The organism is Thermoactinospora rubra (genome assembly GCF_002093975.1).
In the GTDB taxonomy this organism is placed as follows: Bacteria; Actinomycetota; Actinomycetes; order Streptosporangiales; family Streptosporangiaceae; genus Nonomuraea; species Nonomuraea rubra_A.
This window is the reverse complement of sequence record NZ_MSZZ01000064.1, coordinates 22921-40323: the sequence shown is the minus strand read 5'-3', so window position 1 is coordinate 40323 and position 17403 is coordinate 22921. Positions and strand designations below refer to the sequence as shown.

General features: G+C 70.5%; 27 protein-coding genes. 26 read left to right on the top strand and 1 reads right to left on the bottom strand.

Features of this window, described 5'->3' with window-relative positions:
* Window positions 1–218 precede the first annotated feature (218 nt).
* The 5 genes from BSB02_RS34945 to BSB02_RS40205 are packed head-to-tail and all read left to right on the top strand — an operon-like array spanning window position 219 to window position 1999.
* Window positions 219–806 (top strand): hypothetical protein, encoded by a 588-nt coding sequence (locus tag BSB02_RS34945; protein ID WP_084965285.1) that lies wholly within the window; start codon window positions 219–221, stop codon window positions 804–806.
* Window positions 806–1237, top strand: a complete 432-nt coding sequence (locus BSB02_RS34940) for a hypothetical protein (protein WP_084965284.1) — start codon at window positions 806–808, stop codon at window positions 1235–1237. Before BSB02_RS34945 ends, BSB02_RS34940 begins: the two co-directional genes overlap by 1 nt.
* Entirely contained in the window at window positions 1237–1494 is a 258-nt protein-coding gene (locus BSB02_RS34935; protein ID WP_084965283.1) for a hypothetical protein, read from the top strand. Before BSB02_RS34940 ends, BSB02_RS34935 begins: the two co-directional genes overlap by 1 nt.
* Window positions 1491–1691 carry a hypothetical protein gene (locus tag BSB02_RS34930; protein WP_084965282.1) on the top strand — a complete coding sequence of 67 codons (201 nt, stop codon included), beginning with the start codon at window positions 1491–1493 and terminating at the stop codon, window positions 1689–1691. The genes BSB02_RS34935 and BSB02_RS34930 overlap by 4 nt, the downstream gene beginning before the upstream one ends.
* Window positions 1688–1999: a hypothetical protein gene (locus BSB02_RS40205; protein ID WP_143591569.1), complete on the top strand. Its 312-nt coding sequence runs from the start codon at window positions 1688–1690 to the stop codon at window positions 1997–1999. The genes BSB02_RS34930 and BSB02_RS40205 overlap by 4 nt, the downstream gene beginning before the upstream one ends.
* 70 nt (window positions 2000–2069) lie before the next feature.
* Here BSB02_RS40205 and BSB02_RS34920 read toward each other — a convergent pair whose 3' ends face one another.
* Entirely contained in the window at window positions 2070–2300 is a 231-nt protein-coding gene (locus BSB02_RS34920; RefSeq protein WP_084965280.1) for a hypothetical protein, read from the bottom strand.
* Window positions 2301–2583: 283 nt separating this feature from the next.
* Here BSB02_RS34920 and BSB02_RS34915 point away from each other — a divergent pair, with 283 nt between their 5' ends.
* The 21 genes from BSB02_RS34915 to BSB02_RS34825 all read left to right on the top strand — a co-directional run bounded on the left by BSB02_RS34915 (window position 2584) and on the right by BSB02_RS34825 (window position 17403).
* Entirely contained in the window at window positions 2584–3660 is a 1077-nt protein-coding gene (locus tag BSB02_RS34915; RefSeq protein WP_143591567.1) for a hypothetical protein, read from the top strand.
* Window positions 3657–4268, top strand: a complete 612-nt coding sequence (locus BSB02_RS34910; protein ID WP_084965278.1) for a zinc finger domain-containing protein — start codon at window positions 3657–3659, stop codon at window positions 4266–4268. The genes BSB02_RS34915 and BSB02_RS34910 overlap by 4 nt, the downstream gene beginning before the upstream one ends.
* Window positions 4265–4651 (top strand): hypothetical protein, encoded by a 387-nt coding sequence (locus tag BSB02_RS40855; RefSeq protein ID WP_158088821.1) that lies wholly within the window; start codon window positions 4265–4267, stop codon window positions 4649–4651. The genes BSB02_RS34910 and BSB02_RS40855 overlap by 4 nt, the downstream gene beginning before the upstream one ends.
* Before the next feature lie 330 nt (window positions 4652–4981).
* Complete coding sequence (locus BSB02_RS34900) at window positions 4982–5266, top strand: hypothetical protein (protein ID WP_084965276.1); 285 nt, start codon at window positions 4982–4984, stop codon at window positions 5264–5266.
* 396 nt (window positions 5267–5662) lie between these two features.
* Window positions 5663–6304 carry a hypothetical protein gene (locus BSB02_RS34890; RefSeq protein ID WP_206185047.1) on the top strand — a complete coding sequence of 214 codons (642 nt, stop codon included), beginning with the start codon at window positions 5663–5665 and terminating at the stop codon, window positions 6302–6304.
* Complete coding sequence (locus tag BSB02_RS34885) at window positions 6301–6489, top strand: hypothetical protein (RefSeq protein WP_084965274.1); 189 nt, start codon at window positions 6301–6303, stop codon at window positions 6487–6489. The genes BSB02_RS34890 and BSB02_RS34885 overlap by 4 nt, the downstream gene beginning before the upstream one ends.
* The gene (locus BSB02_RS34880) at window positions 6486–6788 is read left to right on the top strand and encodes a hypothetical protein (protein ID WP_084965273.1); all 303 of its coding nucleotides are present in this window, start codon (window positions 6486–6488) and stop codon (window positions 6786–6788) included. Before BSB02_RS34885 ends, BSB02_RS34880 begins: the two co-directional genes overlap by 4 nt.
* On the top strand, window positions 6781–7047 hold the full coding sequence (locus BSB02_RS34875) for a hypothetical protein (protein ID WP_084965272.1): 267 nt from the start codon (window positions 6781–6783) through the stop codon (window positions 7045–7047). Before BSB02_RS34880 ends, BSB02_RS34875 begins: the two co-directional genes overlap by 8 nt.
* On the top strand, window positions 7044–7373 hold the full coding sequence (locus BSB02_RS34870) for a hypothetical protein (RefSeq protein ID WP_143591561.1): 330 nt from the start codon (window positions 7044–7046) through the stop codon (window positions 7371–7373). The genes BSB02_RS34875 and BSB02_RS34870 overlap by 4 nt, the downstream gene beginning before the upstream one ends.
* Window positions 7370–7606 (top strand): hypothetical protein, encoded by a 237-nt coding sequence (locus tag BSB02_RS34865; RefSeq protein WP_084965270.1) that lies wholly within the window; start codon window positions 7370–7372, stop codon window positions 7604–7606. The genes BSB02_RS34870 and BSB02_RS34865 overlap by 4 nt, the downstream gene beginning before the upstream one ends.
* Window positions 7607–7692: 86 nt before the next feature.
* Window positions 7693–7866 carry a hypothetical protein gene (locus tag BSB02_RS40850; RefSeq protein ID WP_158088820.1) on the top strand — a complete coding sequence of 58 codons (174 nt, stop codon included), beginning with the start codon at window positions 7693–7695 and terminating at the stop codon, window positions 7864–7866.
* Complete coding sequence (locus tag BSB02_RS40190; protein ID WP_143591559.1) at window positions 7859–8161, top strand: hypothetical protein; 303 nt, start codon at window positions 7859–7861, stop codon at window positions 8159–8161. Before BSB02_RS40850 ends, BSB02_RS40190 begins: the two co-directional genes overlap by 8 nt.
* A gap of 39 nt (window positions 8162–8200) precedes the next feature.
* Window positions 8201–8344, top strand: a complete 144-nt coding sequence (locus tag BSB02_RS40845) for a hypothetical protein (RefSeq protein ID WP_158088819.1) — start codon at window positions 8201–8203, stop codon at window positions 8342–8344.
* 85 nt (window positions 8345–8429) lie between these two features.
* Window positions 8430–8837 carry a sigma factor-like helix-turn-helix DNA-binding protein gene (locus tag BSB02_RS34860; RefSeq protein ID WP_084965269.1) on the top strand — a complete coding sequence of 136 codons (408 nt, stop codon included), beginning with the start codon at window positions 8430–8432 and terminating at the stop codon, window positions 8835–8837.
* Window positions 8834–10159, top strand: a complete 1326-nt coding sequence (locus BSB02_RS34855; RefSeq protein WP_084965268.1) for a phage terminase large subunit — start codon at window positions 8834–8836, stop codon at window positions 10157–10159. The genes BSB02_RS34860 and BSB02_RS34855 overlap by 4 nt, the downstream gene beginning before the upstream one ends.
* A 218-nt stretch (window positions 10160–10377) precedes the next feature.
* A complete protein-coding gene (locus BSB02_RS34850; RefSeq protein ID WP_084965267.1) occupies window positions 10378–10644 on the top strand; it encodes a hypothetical protein in 267 nt (88 codons plus the stop codon).
* 29 nt (window positions 10645–10673) lie between these two features.
* The gene (locus BSB02_RS34845) at window positions 10674–12641 is read left to right on the top strand and encodes a phage portal protein (protein WP_158088818.1); all 1968 of its coding nucleotides are present in this window, start codon (window positions 10674–10676) and stop codon (window positions 12639–12641) included.
* Window positions 12638–13945, top strand: coding sequence for a head maturation protease, ClpP-related (locus BSB02_RS34840; protein ID WP_158088817.1), 1308 nt, complete (start codon window positions 12638–12640; stop codon window positions 13943–13945). The genes BSB02_RS34845 and BSB02_RS34840 overlap by 4 nt, the downstream gene beginning before the upstream one ends.
* Window positions 13942–15330 carry a phage major capsid protein gene (locus BSB02_RS34835; protein WP_084965264.1) on the top strand — a complete coding sequence of 463 codons (1389 nt, stop codon included), beginning with the start codon at window positions 13942–13944 and terminating at the stop codon, window positions 15328–15330. Before BSB02_RS34840 ends, BSB02_RS34835 begins: the two co-directional genes overlap by 4 nt.
* 30 nt (window positions 15331–15360) lie before the next feature.
* Window positions 15361–15864: a hypothetical protein gene (locus BSB02_RS34830; protein ID WP_084965263.1), complete on the top strand. Its 504-nt coding sequence runs from the start codon at window positions 15361–15363 to the stop codon at window positions 15862–15864.
* 462 nt (window positions 15865–16326) lie between these two features.
* Window positions 16327–17403, top strand: coding sequence for a hypothetical protein (locus BSB02_RS34825; protein WP_084965262.1), 1077 nt, complete (start codon window positions 16327–16329; stop codon window positions 17401–17403).

Below are 17403 nucleotides of genomic sequence, written 5' to 3'. Positions count from 1 at the left end.
GCGTGCATTGAGGGTGCCGCGCCGTGCGGGCCAGGGGTGCTGGCCGGAGTTCGGGACTCAGCGGCCAGCACCCCTCTCGACCCCGCTCCACCATCCATCCGCTCCCAGGAGGAAACATGACCATCTACCAGCGACGAGGCCGCCGACGCGGCCGGCGACACGCCGCCGGCCGCGTTCCCCCAGGCGCTCGCCAGCGCCCGGCTGGCCGGGGAGCGCTGATGGACACCCCCTCCCGCGAGGGCCTGCATCGGCGGCTGGCCGCCGAGCTCCGCAACCGCACCGTCATCCGGTTCACCGTGCCCGATACCGACCGCGGCCCAACGCACCACCGCGACGGCGACGCCTGGCTGATCCGGCTCTCGCCTGCCGAGGCACACACCGCCACCAGCGTGATCATCGAGACGCTGGAAAAGCTGGGCGTGATCCCCACCCGGGCGATCCCGTTCACGGCACTGCGCGACCAGGTCGCCGCGGCCCTCGACCAGGCCGGCCACCGGCCCGCCGGGGAGGACGACTTCGGCTACCGGATGCACCGCCCCGTCGACTCCGGCGACCACCTCCTGGTGGTGTGCGAGGTGGGCGGGATGTGGCAGGCCATGCCCGGCCAGGCCGTACGGTCCGCGATCGCCCAGCACCTCGGCCACTACGCCGCCACGTTGACCGCGGCCGGGTACGGCGTCGCCGCCTGGGAGCGCGACGGCCAGCCCGCCGCCCTGATCGTGGCCGCCACCCAGGAGTCAGCTGACGCCCAGGCCCCCGCCGTCCGGCAGGCGCTCACCGAGCTCAACCCCGCGAAGGAGCCGTGATGGCCACTCCGCAGATCGACGGCGCGGCACACACGCGCCGTCGCCCCCACAAGGCCAAGGTGTCCCCGTGGGGGCTCTCGCACCGCGACGAGGAGCGGGAGAAGGTCCTCACCTACATCCCCACCGACGAGGCATACAAGCGGGCCGCCCGGCGTGCGCGGGTCAAGGCGGCCCTGACGTGCCTGCTTCGGGATGAGGCGCCTGACGATCTGCTGGACATGCTCGGCATCCCCGAGGAGGAGTGCGAGCTCGCCAGGGACGTGCTGGACCGTGTCGCCCCGGGAAAGGCCGGCGAGCGTGGCAAGCGGTGCCCGCGCTGCCGGCATGTCCGCCTGAGGCGGGACTACTACCGCAACGACGCCAATCTGGATGGGCTCGCGGTCTGGTGTAAGCCGTGCTTCGCCGAGATCCGAGAGGCGGGTGTCGGCTGATGAACACCCTCATCCTCATCGCCGGCCTGGTCGCCCTGGTCGCCTTGGAGGGCCTGTGGTGGTGGGCGCACGGCCGCCACCAGCAGGCCGTCATCCGGCGGCTGCGCTGGCAGCTGGGCACCGCCGCGCTGGCGCTGGAGAACGCCTGCGCCGACCGGGATGAGGCGTGCAAGCAGCTGGGCAAGGTAGAGGCGGAGAACGCCGCCCTGCGGGCCCGGAACGAGATGCTGACCGGCCTGATCGGAGACCGGCCATGATCCCCCGCACGGTCGGCCAGCGGGTCCTCGACTCCGGCCCGCGCGGCCCCCGCTACGGGCGCATCGTCGGCCTCGGCCAGATGCGCGGGGAGGACGTCGTCTACATCGCCTGGGAGCAGCGCAAGCCCGGCTATGAGGACATGGCGTGGCTGGACACGCTCCGCGCGGCCGACGTCATCCCGGTCGGTGCGCCATGACCCGCCCGACGCCGCCGTACTGCTGCGCCCTCGCGGTGTGGGAGGGCGACACCCGCCACCCCCAGACGTGCCCCGAGGCGCGGCCCGAAGCCCGTCATGGGAGGTGCCCGTTGACCCCTCTGGAGCTGTACGCCGCCGTCGACGCCCGCCGCCGCCAGCTCGGCCTGCTCTGGTGGGAGGTCGAGGTCCAGGCCGACATCAGCAACACGCAGCGGGAGCGGCTGCGGGCCGGCCGTCCCAGCGCCGTCACGCGCCGGCGGGGGGAGGAGTGGCTGCGAAGACAGGCCCCGCCGGGTGGGAGCGACTAGGCGGCGGAGCGGGAGGGACGTGCGCGACCTGGAATGCGGAGGAGCCCCTACGGGTGGTGGGGGCTCCTCGTCACGCCTGCTCGCCTGCTCGGCTTTCGTACTCGCGTTGGAAGCGGCGCACCTGTTCGCGAGTCAGCTTCAGCTCCTTGGCGATCGCGTCCTGCGACACGTTCTGCCGGCGGGCATCGGCGATCGCGCGGCCGAGGTTGAGGCGAGCACGCTCGACCAGTGCGCGGGCCTCTTCCTGGGCCTGTTCGTACGCCTTACGCGCTGCGACGACTTCGCCCATCGGGTCGGACATCCCTTCATGGTCTCACGGGTTGGCCTACCACCATGATGGCACACGCGCAACTTGGCATGTAGGCCAATGCCACACATGGCGTTGGCATATGATGGATCTCGCAGCTCCACTCAAGCGACAGGAGGGACCGATGGGACACCGAAGACAGAGCCAGCTCCGCGAGTAGACCAATCCCTTCAAGCGCTTGGAGCAGTAAGTGGCACGCAGCCATGCCCGGCTTTTCGCATGCATCTGGACGGACGCTGACTTCCTCGCGCTCCCTCCCAGGCCGCAGAGGATGTTCATGTTCCTCATCTCGCAGCAGGACCTTCAGCACTGCGGCGTCATCGCGTTGCGCGAGCGCCGCTGGTCCAAAGGTGCCGCCGGCCTGACCGTCGACCAGGTCCGTGCCGACCTGGAGGTGCTGGCCGAGCGGCGATTCGTCGTCATCGACGACGACACCGAGGAGTTGCTGGTGCGGTCCTTGATCCGCCGGGACAAGGTGTATGCCCAGCCCAACGTCTTCAAGGCGGCTGCCGAGCAGATCCGCGCCGTGTCCTCGCCGGGCATCAAGGCGGTGCTGGTAGAGGAGCTGCGTCGTCTCCCGGCTGGGGAGCTGAAGGGTGATCTGCGCAGGGTCTATGAAGACCTTCTTTCCGATCTTGCCGAGTTCGCGGGAAGGGACAGCTTTACCCCTTCGGCTACCCCTTCCGGAAGGGGTTCGCCAACCCCTTCGACACCCCCTTTCGACCCCCTTCCGGAGACCGTCGGGCAGAACCCCGATCCGGCCACGCAACCCCATCACCAGCAACCTGGGACCCCAGACCAGGAGCAGCGAGGCACGAGCGGCGTTTCCGCAGGTGATAAGGGTTCCCGAACCCCTTCGCCAACCCCTTCCGACCAGCATCCGAGCGAGCCCAGGGGAAAGGGGAGTAGTTACGGTGAGCAAGTAGTGGTTCCCCTTTCCCCGGAACCCCTTGCCGTTCCGCCCCCGGCGGGCGCGGCTCCGCCGCCGCGCGACGCGCCCCCCGCCGGCGAGATCACCGCCCAGACCCTCATCGGCGAGTGGATCGACCACGTCCCGAAAAAGCCCCCCGGCGACGTCATCGCCCAGGTCGGCAAGCACCTGAAAGCCATGCTCGACGAAGGCATCGACCCCGCCGACCTCCGCCGCGGCCTGGCCGCCTGGGCGGCCAAGGGTCTGCACCCCTCCACGCTGTCCAGCGTCGTCAACGAGGTCATGAACGCCGTGCCGAGCCGAGACCGGCACGGACCAGGCCCCACCCGGTCCACCACCGACCAACGCGTCGCCGAAGCCCTCGACGTCGCCAACCGCCTCGCCCAACGCGAAGCCCAACACGCCCAAGGAGCCATCCCATGACGCCACCGGAAGCGGCCGTCCTGCTCGGCGTGTGCGCCGCCTACGACCGGCGCACCGTCGGCGAGGCCGACGCCATCGCCTGGGCCCAAGCCCTCGACGACATCACCCTCGACGAGGCCCGCGCCGCGGTGATCCAGCACTACCGCGAGAGCCGCGACTGGATCATGCCCGCCGATGTGCGGACCCTCGTCCGCCGCGCCCGCGAGCTGCGCCTGGCCGCCCGGCCCATCCCCGAGCCCGCGCCCGAACTGGCCGCTGACCCCCGCGCCTATCAGCAGGCGCTACGCGCCGCGATCAAGGACATCGCCGACGGGCACGCCGTCGGCCAGGCCCTCGCCATCGGCCGTGGCGCGGCCCCCAGCAGCGTCTACGACCAGGCCCGTGGCCCCTACCGAGCCCCCCACCGGCAAGCCGCGATGCGCGTTCCCTGCCCCTGGGACACCTGCCGCGCCATGCCCTACGAAGGCTGCCGCACCGCCTCCGGCCGCCTCCTCGACCAGCCCCACGAAGGTCGTCTCGTCGCCGCCGGCCTCGCCGACTGGGTCGAGATCAACGGCGTCCCCCGCGCCGTACTACGCGGCACCGAAGATCCCGAGGCGGTGACATGACCATGAACGCCTGCCCGCACGGCCTGGCCAACCCCGGCATGTGCCCCGACTGCCGCCGCCAGGCCCGACAGCAGCCCCACCCCGGCGCGCCCGTCCACCGCGCCACCGACGTCCTGATCGCCCTCGCCCTCGCCGTACGCCCCGACTGGCCCGAACCCGACGTCAGGGCCGCCCTCGCCGCCGCCCACACGGTCGGCATGACCTGGGAACAGGCCCTCGTCGGCCTGGTGCGGCTCATGGTCGACGGGCACGCCACGCCGCGTGAGCTGATCCCCCCGCACCACCGCATAGCCCGCCACGTCGACCCCGAGGCGGTACGGGCCTCCGCCTCCCGCGGCGTCGAGCTCGCCCGCCATCTCCTCGAGGAACGCGACCCGCCATGACCCAGCCACCACTCTGGCCCGAACCAGACCAGCGGCCCGCCTCGGTCATGGTGTACGGCGCGCTGTGGGGCCGCCATCGCGCGCCGCAACCCCGGGCTGGACGGCGGGCTGCTCACCGTATGGACCTGGGCCAGCACCATCACCGGGGCCTTCCTGCTGGGCCTGGCATGGCCGGCGCTTTTGCTGGTCCGGCTGCTGCTCGGGAGGTGGCGAACACCGCCATGATCCACCTTCGGCACCGCTGGGCCACGGTCGAACAGATCGGCCTGGTGATCACCCAGCAGTGCACCACCTGCCGCAAGACCCGAATCCGAATCCAAAGGAGATCCCGTGTCTGATGACCTGCGCGTCACCGACCTGCACCGGCTGACCCTCTGCACAGACGGAGGCACCACCGGCCCCGGGTCCACCAGCGTCACCTACGTGAGTCACGACACCGCCGAATGGGCCCTCACCGAGGCACTCCGGCGTGACCGTGGGCCCGGCGACCACGAGCTGGTGACGGTCCACCACGACGGAGGCCACCACGGCAACGGCGCCGCGGTCACCGCCTACCTCACACGCGCGGACCGCGAGCAGCTGGCCGCCGAGATCGCCGCGCAGAGGGTCGCATGATCCCCACCCTCATCCACGCCCCCGGCCAACGGTGGGCGATCGCCCACCGCCTCCACCTCGGAGCGCTCCACACCGACCCCGACACCGGCACCACCCACGAGCAGACCCTCTGCGGCCAGCCGGTCGGCGACGGCTGGCAGGTCCTCCCGGCTGAGATCACCACGCCGGTCTGCCGCGTCTGCGACACCCTCGCGGCTGGGAAGGCCCCAGGAGCCCCCCAGGAGCCCCCACGGGCCACGCAAGCCCCCAACCCAACCCCAGACCCACCCCCACCCCCACCCCCACACGAGCCTCACAGACCACCACAGCCCCGCGTACGCGTCCGCGAAACCGCCCGCGGCGTCGGGTTCGGCATCACCGTCTGGCAACTCCTGGGCGAACTCCTCGGGGGCCGCCGTGGCTGACCTTCGCCCGCCCGTCCCCGCCCGCATGGCCCACCTGCCGCGCGACAAGCACGGCCGTCCCGTGCCGTGGTTCGTCGCCTGGATCGACGGCCAGCCCGACTTCCGCGTCATCGGCCCTGGGAAGATCGCCGACGCGGTCCGGTGCGGCCTGTGCTGGCTGTGCGGGGGCACGCTCGGCTCGTGGAAGGCGTTCGTCATCGGCCCGATGTGCGCCATCAACCGCGTCTCGGCCGAGCCGCCCTCGCACCGCGACTGCGCCGTCTACGCCGCCCAGGCGTGCCCGTTCCTCACCACCCCAGCCATGACGCGCCGCGACCGGCACCTGCCCGCCGAGACCGGCGACCCGGCCGGGACGATGATTCGCCGCAACCCCGGCGTCACCCTCATCTGGATCACCCGCTCCTACAAGCCCTTCCGCGCCCAGGGCGGGATCCTCTTCCAGGTCGGCCAGCCTGTAGAAACCCTCTGGTACGCCGAGGGTCGGCCAGCCACCCGCGCCGAAGTCCTCGCCTCCATCGAATCCGGCCTCCCGATCCTCCACGCTCAGGCCGAAGCCGAAGGACCCGACGCCGTCCGCGAGCTGGAGCAGATGACCGACCAGGCCCGAGCGCTGATCCCGGCAGGCAGCCCGTGAGCGTCCGCTACGTCGCCCCGGCCCGCCGCCTCTACACCGTGGAGCACATCGCCGACGGCGACACCACCCTGTGCGGCCTCGACCTCACCAACCCCGCCGAACTCTGGCAGACCATCCCACCCGACCAGGCCCAACGCCTCTGCCCCGACTGCACCGGCCACGACCAACAGGAGACCCTCCTTTGACCACATGGATCATCCTCGCCCTCTACGCCACCGGCTGGGTCATCACCGCCCGCAAAGCCGCCCACCTCCTCCTCAACGACACACCCCACGACCAACCCGACCTCGGCGACCAGATCGCCGCCCGCATGCTCGGCTTCCTCGTCGGCGGCATGTGGCCCGTCATCCTCCTCGGCGCGCTCGTCAACGGCCGCCTCCCCAAGACGGACAAGCAACTCCGCGCCGAACACGCCGCCCAGGCCCAGCGCATCGCCGAACTCGAACATGAACTCGGCATCGAGAAAGGCCCCCACCATGCCTGACATCCCAGCGAAAGCCATCGAAGCCGCCTGGGAGCGGGTCAAAGCGCACCCCGTGTTGTGGCAGTACATCAGCGAATACGACGTAGGGAAGATCGTCGAGGCTGCCTACCCCCTTCTTGCCGCCCACATACGGAGAGAGACCGCCCAGCAGATCGCTGAAGCGATCGACACGGCAGGCGAGAAGGCCAAGGCGTACCACTACAAGGCCGCCATGGACCGCGCCGCCAAGCTCGCCCGCCAGATCGGAGAAGCCCCATGACACCTGACATGCCGTTCCGCTTCACCTGGCCCGAACCCCGCGAAGGCGAAGGACCACCCCAGATCATCGAACCACTCACCGACGCCCAAGCCCGCGAACTCGAAGAAGCCTGGAAGCGGCGGCACCTCACCGCCCACAAGATGATCGTCCACGTCCCGATCCCCGCCGACGACGCCATGGACCTCGGCCTCATCCCCGACACCCGCACCCCCACCCCAACCCCCTGGCGCCAGCGGCTCCGCCGGCGCATCCACGCGGCCATCCACCACGCCCGGCACCGCCTCGGCGCGTGGATCGCCGGCATAGACCCGCAGGAGTGGCAATGAGCAGCATCCACCGGTACGGCCCCCTCACCGTGACCATCGACATCCCCCCGGTCCCCGAAGGCGCCTGCGGCTGCTGCTTCCGCATCGTCCGAGACGGCCACCGCAGGATCAGCCCGGCCCGGTACGCGTGGACCACACCCACCGGCCACGTCGAACACGACCCCGCCCTCGCACCGCTCCGCATCGTCGACCTCGAAAAAGGTGATCACCACCATGGCCAAACCCAGCCCTGAACAGGTCATCGCCAGCAGACTCGGCGGAATCAACGACCCCGCCGCACGTGGCCGCCTCCGTGCCGCCCTACCCGAGAAGAGGACCGATGTCGGTTGAGGTGACGATCGTGTGCGACCACTGCTCGGCGCTCATGGCTGCGGGCAAGACGGCGGAGGAGGCTCGCCGCTCCATCCCGGCCGACCTTCCGGCGAGGCTGGCACGTCCGGGTGGCAAGGACTACTGCGACGACGAGTGTGAAAGGCAGGCCGGCCGTGGCTGACGACCTCCGCCAGCGGTACGCCGAAGCGCTTCTGGACGCACGCTGGCACCCGCGAAGAGACGAAGACCGAGACCGCGTCCTGGACGCCCTCGTCGCCGTACGAGACGAAGAACTGGAACGGCTCCGAGCCGAGAACACCCAGCTACGCGCAGACATCCAGGCCATCATCGAACGCAACCTCGCCTGGAGAGACGCCGAAAGCCACGGAAGCCGCTGGTGGAGCGCCTACAACCATGCAGCATGCGAACTGCGGGCAGCCCTCCGCGAGGGCATAAACCCCGAGGAGAGGGAATGATCAGGGAAGCCGCTCCCACACCGAACCCAGGGAGCAGCCATGCGCATCATCACCCTGATCCTCCTCATCGCCGGCCTCGTCTGCTTCGGCCTGGCCACCCTCGGCGTAGGCGGACGCATCAACCTCGTCGCCGCAGGCCTCGCCTGCTGGATCACCACCGACCTCATCGAGGTCATCCCATGACCCGGTCACTTGACGTAAGGAGCTCTTGACAATGGGCACCTCACCACAACGCAAAGAGGAAACCCAGCGGCAAAAAGCCGAGGTCATGCGCCTCCGACGCCAAGGCCAGACCTTCGAGGAGATCGGCGAACAGCTCGGCGTCACCCGGCAGCGGGCCCATCAGATCTACTGGCAGACCCTGCGCGAGATCCCCGCCCAGCAGGTCGCCGAGTACCGGGCCGAGCAGGCCGAGCGGCTGGATGAGCTGCTGCGCAAGGCGCATGAGGTGCTCCAGCGGCGGCACATCACCGTCTCCAACGGCCAGGTCGTGCGGCTCGACGGGCAACCGGTCGAGGACGACGGGCCGACGCTGATGGCGATCAAGACGATCCTGGCCATCGAGGAGCGGCGGGCGAAACTGTTCGGCCTGGACACGCCGGTCAAGCAGCAGGTCGAGGTGGACGGCGGCGTCCGGTACGAGATCGTCGGCGTGGACCTGAGCCAGCTTCAATGACCGGCGCCGTCATCCGGTATGAGCCGCGCGGCGCGGCCAAGCAACTCCTGGAGTGCAGAGCCTCCGAGGTCCTGATCGCAGGTCCCGCCGGAACCGGTAAGAGCCTGGCGATGCTGTTCAAGCTGCACCTGAGCTGCCTGGCCGTACCCGGCCTACGTGCCCTGCTCGTGCGCCAGACCCACGCCTCCCTCACCGGCACCACCCTGGTCACCTTCGAACGGGCCGTCGCCGCCCAGGCGCTCGCCGCCGGCCTCGTGCGGTGGTTCGGCGGGTCGGCCCGCCAGCCCGCCGCCTACCGCTACGCCAACGGCTCCACGATCCTCGTCGGCGGGCTCGACCGGCCGGAAAAATTCCTCAGCTCCGAGTTCGACCGGATCTCCATCGACGAAGCCACCGAGATCAGCGAGACCGCGCTGGAGACTCTGATCTCCCGTCTGCGGGGTACGGCCCCGACCTACAAGCAGATCGTCGCGGCCTGTAATCCGGCCCATCCGACGCATTTCCTCAAGCAGCGCGCCGACCGGGGCGCGATGGTCATGCTCTACTCGCGGCACGCCGACAACCCCGCCTACGTCAACGCCGACGGCACGCTGACCGACGCTGGCCGGGACTACATGGCCAAGCTCGACGCGCTCACCGGCGTGCGGCGGCTCCGCCTCCGGGACGGCATCTGGGCCGCCGCCGAGGGCGTGATCTACGAGAACTTCACGCCGGATGTGCACATCGTCGACCCGTTCCCGGTGCCGGAGGACTGGAGCCGCTGGTGGTCGGTCGACTTCGGGTTCACCAACCCTTTCTGTTGGCAGGACTACCGTGAGGACCCGGACGGCCGGCTGTACCTCGTGCGGGAGATCTACCGCACGCGCAGGCTGGTGGAGGACCACGCCAAGGACATCCTGCGCCTGGTGGCCCCGGGCGGCCGGTGGCTGGAGCCGCGCCCTCGCGCCGTCGTCTGCGACCACGACGCCGAGGACCGGGCGACCCTGGAGCGGCATCTCGGCATCTCCACCACCGCGGCGAAGAAGACCGTGAGCGACGGCATCCAGGCGGTCCAGTCCCGGCTGAAGGTGCAGCCGGACGGGCGGCCCCGCCTGTTCATCGTGCGCGGCGCGCTGGCCGAGCGGGACGCCGATCTCGTGGAGGCGAAGCTGCCGACGTGCACGGAGGAGGAGTTTCCCGGCTACGTGTGGGCGATCAAGCCGGGAGGGGCGTTGAAGGAAGAGCCGCTGAAGGAGAACGATCACGGGATGGACGCGCTGCGGTACGCGGTCGCGCATCGGGATCTGGGTTCCCGGCCGCGGATCCGTACCCTCGGCCGGTGAGTGCCGTCCATCGAGCCGGACACGCCTACCGGCTGGTAAGTTGCGGGAATACCCTCATCCCACAAGCTGACCCGGGGCGGCTCCGCCGTACGGCGCGGCCACACCCCCGACCACGCCAGACGACAAATCTTCCCGCCTGACGGCCCATCTACCGGAAATCTTCCCGCCAGGCGTACCATCAGCGGTATGGCAACGCTCTGGCCACACCGGACCCGTCCGTGACCGCCGTCTTCGACGCGTTCCGGGCCGAGCGCGCCACCACCAGCCGACCCCGCCCCCCGCGCACCCCCTACACCGTCCGCGCCGCCCGCTGGCTCGCCCGCCGCCTCCCCCGCTGGCACACCATCCGCACCCTCACCCTCTCAACCGCCGGATTCGGCCTGCTCACCGCCGCCGCCTGGACCCTCCACATCGCCGCCGGCCTCGCCGCCGCCGGCATCAGCCTCCTCGTACTGGAGGCGCTGTCCGGCGGTGACCGCCGATGAGGAGCCCCCTCGGCACCCTCGTCCGTAGCGTGCGGAACAAGTCGCCTGTGCCGTACACCTCGCGGTTCGGCAGGCTCGGCCAGGCCGTGGCGATGCGGTCCGACCGCGAGGCGCAGATGGCCGCCATGGGCAGCGTGGGGACGCTGTTCGCGATCGTCCACCGCCTGTCGAACGCCACCAGCCAGATCGGCTGGCACCTGTGGCGCAAGGCCCCCTCCGGCAAGTCCGAGGACCGGACCCAGGTCACCAGCCACCTGGCCCTGGACATCTGGCGCAAGCCGAACCCCTTCATGCCGTGCGCCGAGTTCGTCGAGACATTTCAGCAGCACAGAGACTTGGTCGGCGAGGCCTGGTGGGTCGTCGCTCGTAACCCCCGCGTGCGGTCCATCCCGCTGGAGCTGTGGCCGGTCCGCCCCGACCGCATGCACCCGGTACCCCACCCCACCGAGTTCCTGGCCGGCTACATCTACATCTCGCCGGACGGCGAGAAAGTCCCGCTCAAGCTGGATGAGGTCATCCAGCTGCGGATGCCGAACCCGCTGGACATCTACCGCGGCATGGGGCCGGTGCAGGCGATCCTGGCCGACCTCGACGCGACGAAGTATTCGGCGGAGTGGAACCGCAACTTCTTCCTCAACAGCGCGCTGCCCTCGGGGATCATCGAGGCGCCCGGCAACCTCACCGACACCGACTTCGACCAGCTCAGGGATCGGTGGGAAGAGCAACACCGCGGCGTCGCCGCTGCCCACCGCGTCGCCATCCTGGAGGGCGGCCTGGTCTGGAAGGACCGCCGCTACAGCCAGCGGGACATGCAGTTCACCGAGCTGCGCGAGATCAGCCGCGAGGTGATCCGCGAGGCGTTCGGCTTCCCCAAGCCGATGCTCGGCACCGTCGACGACGCCAACCGCGCGAACATGGAAGCCGCCGAGGTCATGTTCGCCCGCTGGCTGATCAAGCCCCGCCTGGAGGCGATCAGGCAGGCGCTCAACCACGAGTTCCTCCCCCTCTTCGGACCCACCGCCGAGGACCTCGAATTCGACTACGACGACCCGGTCCCCGAGGACCAGGAGGCGGCCACCGCCGCGCTGACGAGCAAGGCGACAGCGGCCAAGCTGTACGTCGACGCCGGCTACGACGGCGAGTCGGTCAAGGAGGCGCTGGAGCTGCCCGACGCGCTCGTGTGGCAGGAGCCGGCGAAGCCTGCGCCCGCCCCCGCGCCCGCGACGTCGCCGGAGGACCTGCTCGCCCGCCTCCGCAACGCCGCCGAGCCAGAGCCGGAGGAGCGGGAAGACTGGGAAGACCGCCTCGAAGATCTACTGCGGGAGTGGGAGCAGGTGTCCGCCGACCAGCGGGCCGAACTCGCCCAGCAGATCCAAGCCCTGGTGGATGCGGGCAACATGGCGGGGTTGTCCGGACTGGCGGCCTCCAGCAGCAGGGGAGCGGAACTGCTGGAGGCCGCCATGGCCGCCCAAGCGACGGCGGCCGGCGACCGGATGGTGCAGGCTGCGGAGGAGCAGGGCGTCACCATCAGCCCGCTCGTGGTGGCCGGCGCTCTCGCCGCCGGGCTCGCGGCCACGGCCGCGGTGGTGGCCGCCAGCCTCGCGGCCGGGCTGGCGATCGCCGCCGCTCGTGAAGCCCTGCGGCACTGGCGGCCGGGCGCGGACGGCCGTACCGTCGCCCAGCGCGTGCGCGATCACCTCGAAAGCCTGTCCGATGCGACGCTGCGGACCGAGCTCGGTGGCGCCATCTGGACAGCGGAGAACGAGGGCAAGATCGCCACACTCGAAGCCGCCGAGGCAGAAGACAAGGGCGCGACCTGGTACGAGGCCGTAGAGATCCGCGACCGCAACCGATGCGTGCAATGTGCCGACATCGACGGCGAGCGGTTCGACTCCCTCGAAGAAGTCCGCGAGAGCTACCCGCACGGCGGCTACTTCGGGTGCCTGGGCACCATCCGCTGCCGGGGCACCATACTTCCGCATTGGGGTGGATCATGACGAAGCCGTGGATTCCCCTGCCCACCGACCTGGCCGCCCCGGGGTTCAAGGCCCAGGTGCGTGAGCCGCGGCAGTGGTTCGAGTTCCGCAACACCGGGAGCGATGAGGCCGAGATCCTTCTGTTCGACGAGGTCGGCGGCTGGTTCGGGATCTACGCGGATGAGTTCGTGGAGCAGCTCAACCAGGTCACCGCCTCCAAGATCACGCTCCGCGTCAACTCCCCCGGGGGCGCGGTCTTCCAGGGGTTGGCCATAGCCAACGCCCTGCGCGCCCACCCCGCCACCGTGACCGTCCGTATCGAGGGCCTGGCCGCCTCCATCGCCTCCGTCATCGCGATCGCCGGGGACCGGGTCGTCGCCGCCCCCAACTCGATGGTCATGATTCATGACGCGAGTGGCGGCTGTGTCGGCCCCGCTTCTGAGATGGCCAAGATGGCGGAGATCCTCGACAAGATCAGCGACAACATCGCCGACGCCTACGCCGCCAAGGCCGGCGGCACCCGCGCCGAGTGGCGGCAGCGGATGCTGGAGGAGACCTGGTACACCGCCGAGGAGGCCGTCGAGGCGGGTCTGGCGGATGAGCTGCTCGTCCCGCCGAGGAGCGACGACCCGGACGACGTCACCCGGCGGATGACCGCCCGCTGGGACCTGTCGGTGTTCCGCAACGCGCCCGCGCCGGCCCCGGCCGCCGTGGTGGCGACGGCGGTCGGCCCGCACGAGACCGCCAGCAAGGAAGGCACGTGGGACGCGGGCGCGGAGGAGAAGAAGCTCCCCTCTCCCATGAGTGTGGCGACCGCCAGGGCGATGTACGGCTGGTACGACGGCGACCAGGTCGAGGACGGCAAGGTCCCCAAGAGCGCGTGCAAGCTGCCGCACCACTTCGTCAACTCCGACGGCACGCCCGGGGCCGCGTCCGTCAACGGCGTCCGCAACGCTCTCGCCCGCCTGCCGCAGACCCAGGGCCTGACCGATGAGGAGCGGGCCACGATCGAGCGGCACCTGCGCGACCACCTGCCCGCCGACGAAGACGACCACGCCGACGACCCCACGGCGGCTCCCGCAGACCAGGCGCCGGCGTCGGGCGAGCCGTTCCTCCCCGTAGCGGCCTCGGCCCCCGTCGAGCCCGGCCCGGCGCCTGCCCTTCACGTCACGGCCCCCGTGGAGCCGCTGCGCGCCGCCGCCGGGAGCCGTACGCAAGCCCCCGAGCAGCCCCCCGAGTGGGCCGAGCTCGTGGCGCACCTGATGGAACCCCCCGCGCAGGTCAGCGCGGACGATCTGCTCGCCCAGCTGAGGGAGGCAACGTGACCACTCCTGTCCTGCCGAAGGACATCCCGATCCCGAAGAACGCCGAGGAGCTCGCCGAGTTCATGGCCGACCCCGGCCGCTACAAGCCGGTCCTGGCCAGCACGGAGACGCTCCAGGCGTTCATCCGCGCCTACGGCGAGAAGGTTCAGGGCGAGGGCACCGTCCTGCAGCGGCAGGTCGCCGCCGAGGTGCAGCGTGGGCTCGCCGCGTTCCTCAAGGACAGCAGCGTCGACGGCGACGGCGTCAAGCGGCTCGACATGAGCCCCAAGGCGGCCGACCCCTACGCCTCGGTGCCGAAGGGTGTCCAGGCGAAGGGCCTGTACAACCCGAAGGCGATCGGCGCCAGCGTGGACGGCCTGTTCGCCAGCTCCGGCGAGTACTTCCACGCGATCTGGCGGTCCAACCCGGACAAGAACAGCCCCGAGGTCGCGCAGAAGCTGGAGAAGCTGCGCAACTTCGGCAGCACGGTGCCGTCCGACGGCGGGTTCCTCATCCCCGAGACGCTCCGCTCGGAGTTGCTGCGCGTCGCGCTGGAGTCCGCAGTGGTCCGCCCGCGCGCCCGCGTGATCCCCATGGAGAGCCTGCGGGTGCCGTTCCCGGCGATCGACTCCACCAGCAACGCCAACTCCGTGCACGGCGGCATCGTCGGCTACTGGACCGAGGAAGGCGCCGCGCTGACCGAGTCGCAGGCCCGCTTCTCGCGCGTGGTCCTGGACGCGAAGAAGCTGACCGCGTTCACCAAGGTCCCCAGCGAGCTGCTGGCCGACAGCCTCATCAGCCTGACGGCGCTCATCGACCAGCTGTTCCCCGAGGCGCTGGCCTGGTTCGAGGACATCGCGTTCCTCAACGGCACCGGCGTCGGCGAACCCCTCGGCGTGCTACGGGGCCAGGCGGCCATCGAGGTCGCCCGCACCGGCGGCGGCAACGCCGTCGACTTCGACGACGTGGTCAACATGTACGCGCGGATGCTGCCGCAGTCCCTCTCCCGGGCGGTGTGGCTCGCCAGCATCGACACCTTCCCGAGCCTGGCGAAGATGGCGCTGACCCGCGGCACCGACGGCATCGCCTCCCCGGCGCTGTGGCTGAACAACGGGCAGGCCATCGGCTCCCCGCCCATGACCCTGTTCGGCCGCCCCGTCGTGTTCACCGAGAAGGTGCCCGCGAGCGGCAGCGCGGGCGACCTGAGCTTCGTCGACTTCGGGTTCTACCTGATCGGTGACCGGCAGGCGATGCAGGCCCGCCAGTCCGAAGAGCGGTACTTCGAGACCGACGAGGTCGCCTTCCGCATCATCGAGCGGGTCGACGGCCGGCCGTGGCTCCAGTCCGCGATCACGCCGCAGAACGGCGGCTCGACGCTCAGCCCGATTGTCAAGCTCGCCGCCTGACCAAGGCCCTACCAGAAAAGGAGAACGATCATGGAGGCGTTGGGGCGGCTCTTCAACATCGCCAGCGTCATCCCGCCCGTCGACCTGTCCACCGGCGCCCAGACCGGCACCCGCGTGCACCTGCGCGACGGCGAAGGCGTCGCCTTCGTCTACTACGCCCAGGCCGGCACCAACGGCGAGGACGTCGACCTCGACGTGCAGCAGCACAACGCCGCCACCGGCGGCACCACACAGGATCTCGATGTGGTCACCCGCTGGTACTCCAAGCGGGAGGCCACCCTCGACAACGACGAGACCTGGGTCAAGCACACCCAGACCGCCGCCTCGGAGATCGACCTGGGCGACGACGAGGGCGAAAACCAGGTCATCGCCGTCATCGAGGTGGCGGCCACGCAGCTGTCGGCCGGCTACCAGTGGGTCAGCGTGAACTCCACCGACCCGGGTGCCACGGCCGGGAAGCTCGGCTGCGTGCTGGCGATCGTGTACGACCTGACCGCGCAGCGGGCTCCCGAGGCCCTGGCCGATCTGCTGTGACGGCGGGGCCGCGCTGATGCTGTGGGTCTGTCTGGACTGCACGACGGCGTATGCGGTGGGGGTGGACCACTGCCCCCACTGCGGTTCCGAGCGTCGGGCCGAACAGGGGTCGGCCGCCGCGGTGCTCGGGCTGCACGCCCGCGGCCGTATCGAGGAGGACACCATGCCGAAGATCACACGCCACGGCGGCGCGAGCTACGAGCACGAGGTGCCGGCCGACGGCGCCGGTACGGCGCTGCCCCCGGTTGAGCAGGAAGAAGGTGAGCAGCCATCTCCTGGGAACAGCTCCTCGACATCAGCCGAGAAGCAGCCGAGCTCGCCCGCGACGAGCGGGACCGGCCGCCGCAAGCCTGCCCAAACGACGGGGAGCCGCTCACCCAAGGGCCGAACGGGGTCCTCCACTGCCCGTTCGACGGGTGGACCTGGACAGGCCGAGGCACCCGGTGAGGATCAGGGCTGACCATGGCGGTGACGCGCGTCTGCTACTGCACCCGGGAAGACGTCCAGCGAGCGCTGGACGTCAAGGAAACCGCGCGCACCCACCGGCAGATCGACCGCGCTATCGAATCCGCCTCGGACGCCATCGACGGTGGCCGCGGCGCCAACCGCGGCGCCGGCATCCTCAAGCGCAGGTTCTATCCCGAGGTGGCCACCAAGACGTTCGACTGGCCCAACAGCCAGCGGGCGCGGCCGTGGCGGTTGTGGCTGGACCAGCACGAGCTGATCAGCATCTCGACGCTGACGGCGGGCGGGACGACGATCCCGGCGTCGGACTACTTCCTCTACCCCGGCGACGGGCCGCCCTACAACAGGCTGGAGATCGACCTCGACTCCAGCGCGGCGTTCTCCTCGGGTGACACCCACCAGCGGGCCATCTCGATCGCCGGGACCTGGAACTACGGCGATGACACCGCCCCGGCGGGAACGCTGGCCGCCGCGGTGTCCACCACGACGGCGACCACGATCAACGTCAGCGACTCCTCCGCGGTCGGGGTCGGCGACCTGATCAAGGTCGACAGCGAGCGGATGCTGGTCACCGGCAAGAGCATGCTCACGACGGGGCAGACGCTCCAGGTCGACCTGGCCGCGTCGAACACCGCCGTCACCGTCGTCGTCACCAACGGCTCGGCGTTCAACGTGGACGAGGTGATCCTCCTCGACAGCGAGCGGATGCTGATCGTCGACATCGCCGGCAACAGCCTCACCGTGCGGCGGGCGTGGGATGGCAGCAACCTGGCGACGCACTCGGGCTCCACCATCTACGCCCTGCGCACGCTCACGGTGACTCGCAGCGCGTACGGCACCACCGCCGCCACCCACAGCAACGCCGCGGCCGTCTCTCGCCAGGTCTACCCCCCGCTGGTGCGGGACCTCGCCGTCGGCCTCGCGCTGATCGAGCTGCTCGGCGAGCAGGCCGGCTACGCGCGTACGGCGGGGAGCGGCGAGAACCAGCGTGAGGTGACCGGGCGGGGGCTGGCGCAGCTGCGGGCGGACGCGGTGGCCGCCTTCGGTCGCAAGGCGAGAGTTCGGGCGGTGTAG

What these genes read in the sequence shown, in the direction of transcription:
- BSB02_RS40855 (WP_158088821.1), top strand. Translation starts at nt 4,265, where the DNA reads ATGACCATGAACGCCTGCCCGCACGGCCTGGCCAACCCCGGCATGTGC.
- BSB02_RS40845 (WP_158088819.1), top strand. Translation starts at nt 8,201, where the DNA reads ATGCGCATCATCACCCTGATCCTCCTCATCGCCGGCCTCGTCTGCTTC.
- BSB02_RS34945 (WP_084965285.1), top strand. Translation starts at nt 219, where the DNA reads ATGGACACCCCCTCCCGCGAGGGCCTGCATCGGCGGCTGGCCGCCGAG.
- BSB02_RS34840 (WP_158088817.1), top strand. Translation starts at nt 12,638, where the DNA reads ATGACGAAGCCGTGGATTCCCCTGCCCACCGACCTGGCCGCCCCGGGG.
- BSB02_RS34875 (WP_084965272.1), top strand. Translation starts at nt 6,781, where the DNA reads ATGCCTGACATCCCAGCGAAAGCCATCGAAGCCGCCTGGGAGCGGGTC.
- BSB02_RS34870 (WP_143591561.1), top strand. Translation starts at nt 7,044, where the DNA reads ATGACACCTGACATGCCGTTCCGCTTCACCTGGCCCGAACCCCGCGAA.
- BSB02_RS34825 (WP_084965262.1), top strand. Translation starts at nt 16,327, where the DNA reads ATGGCGGTGACGCGCGTCTGCTACTGCACCCGGGAAGACGTCCAGCGA.
- BSB02_RS34935 (WP_084965283.1), top strand. Translation starts at nt 1,237, where the DNA reads ATGAACACCCTCATCCTCATCGCCGGCCTGGTCGCCCTGGTCGCCTTG.
- BSB02_RS34860 (WP_084965269.1), top strand. Translation starts at nt 8,430, where the DNA reads ATGCGCCTCCGACGCCAAGGCCAGACCTTCGAGGAGATCGGCGAACAG.
- BSB02_RS34915 (WP_143591567.1), top strand. Translation starts at nt 2,584, where the DNA reads ATGTTCCTCATCTCGCAGCAGGACCTTCAGCACTGCGGCGTCATCGCG.
- BSB02_RS34855 (WP_084965268.1), top strand. Translation starts at nt 8,834, where the DNA reads ATGACCGGCGCCGTCATCCGGTATGAGCCGCGCGGCGCGGCCAAGCAA.
- BSB02_RS34830 (WP_084965263.1), top strand. Translation starts at nt 15,361, where the DNA reads ATGGAGGCGTTGGGGCGGCTCTTCAACATCGCCAGCGTCATCCCGCCC.
- BSB02_RS34940 (WP_084965284.1), top strand. Translation starts at nt 806, where the DNA reads ATGGCCACTCCGCAGATCGACGGCGCGGCACACACGCGCCGTCGCCCC.
- BSB02_RS40850 (WP_158088820.1), top strand. Translation starts at nt 7,693, where the DNA reads ATGTCGGTTGAGGTGACGATCGTGTGCGACCACTGCTCGGCGCTCATG.
- BSB02_RS34910 (WP_084965278.1), top strand. Translation starts at nt 3,657, where the DNA reads ATGACGCCACCGGAAGCGGCCGTCCTGCTCGGCGTGTGCGCCGCCTAC.
- BSB02_RS34865 (WP_084965270.1), top strand. Translation starts at nt 7,370, where the DNA reads ATGAGCAGCATCCACCGGTACGGCCCCCTCACCGTGACCATCGACATC.
- BSB02_RS34930 (WP_084965282.1), top strand. Translation starts at nt 1,491, where the DNA reads ATGATCCCCCGCACGGTCGGCCAGCGGGTCCTCGACTCCGGCCCGCGC.
- BSB02_RS34920 (WP_084965280.1), bottom strand. Translation starts at nt 2,300, where the DNA reads ATGTCCGACCCGATGGGCGAAGTCGTCGCAGCGCGTAAGGCGTACGAA.
- BSB02_RS40205 (WP_143591569.1), top strand. Translation starts at nt 1,688, where the DNA reads ATGACCCGCCCGACGCCGCCGTACTGCTGCGCCCTCGCGGTGTGGGAG.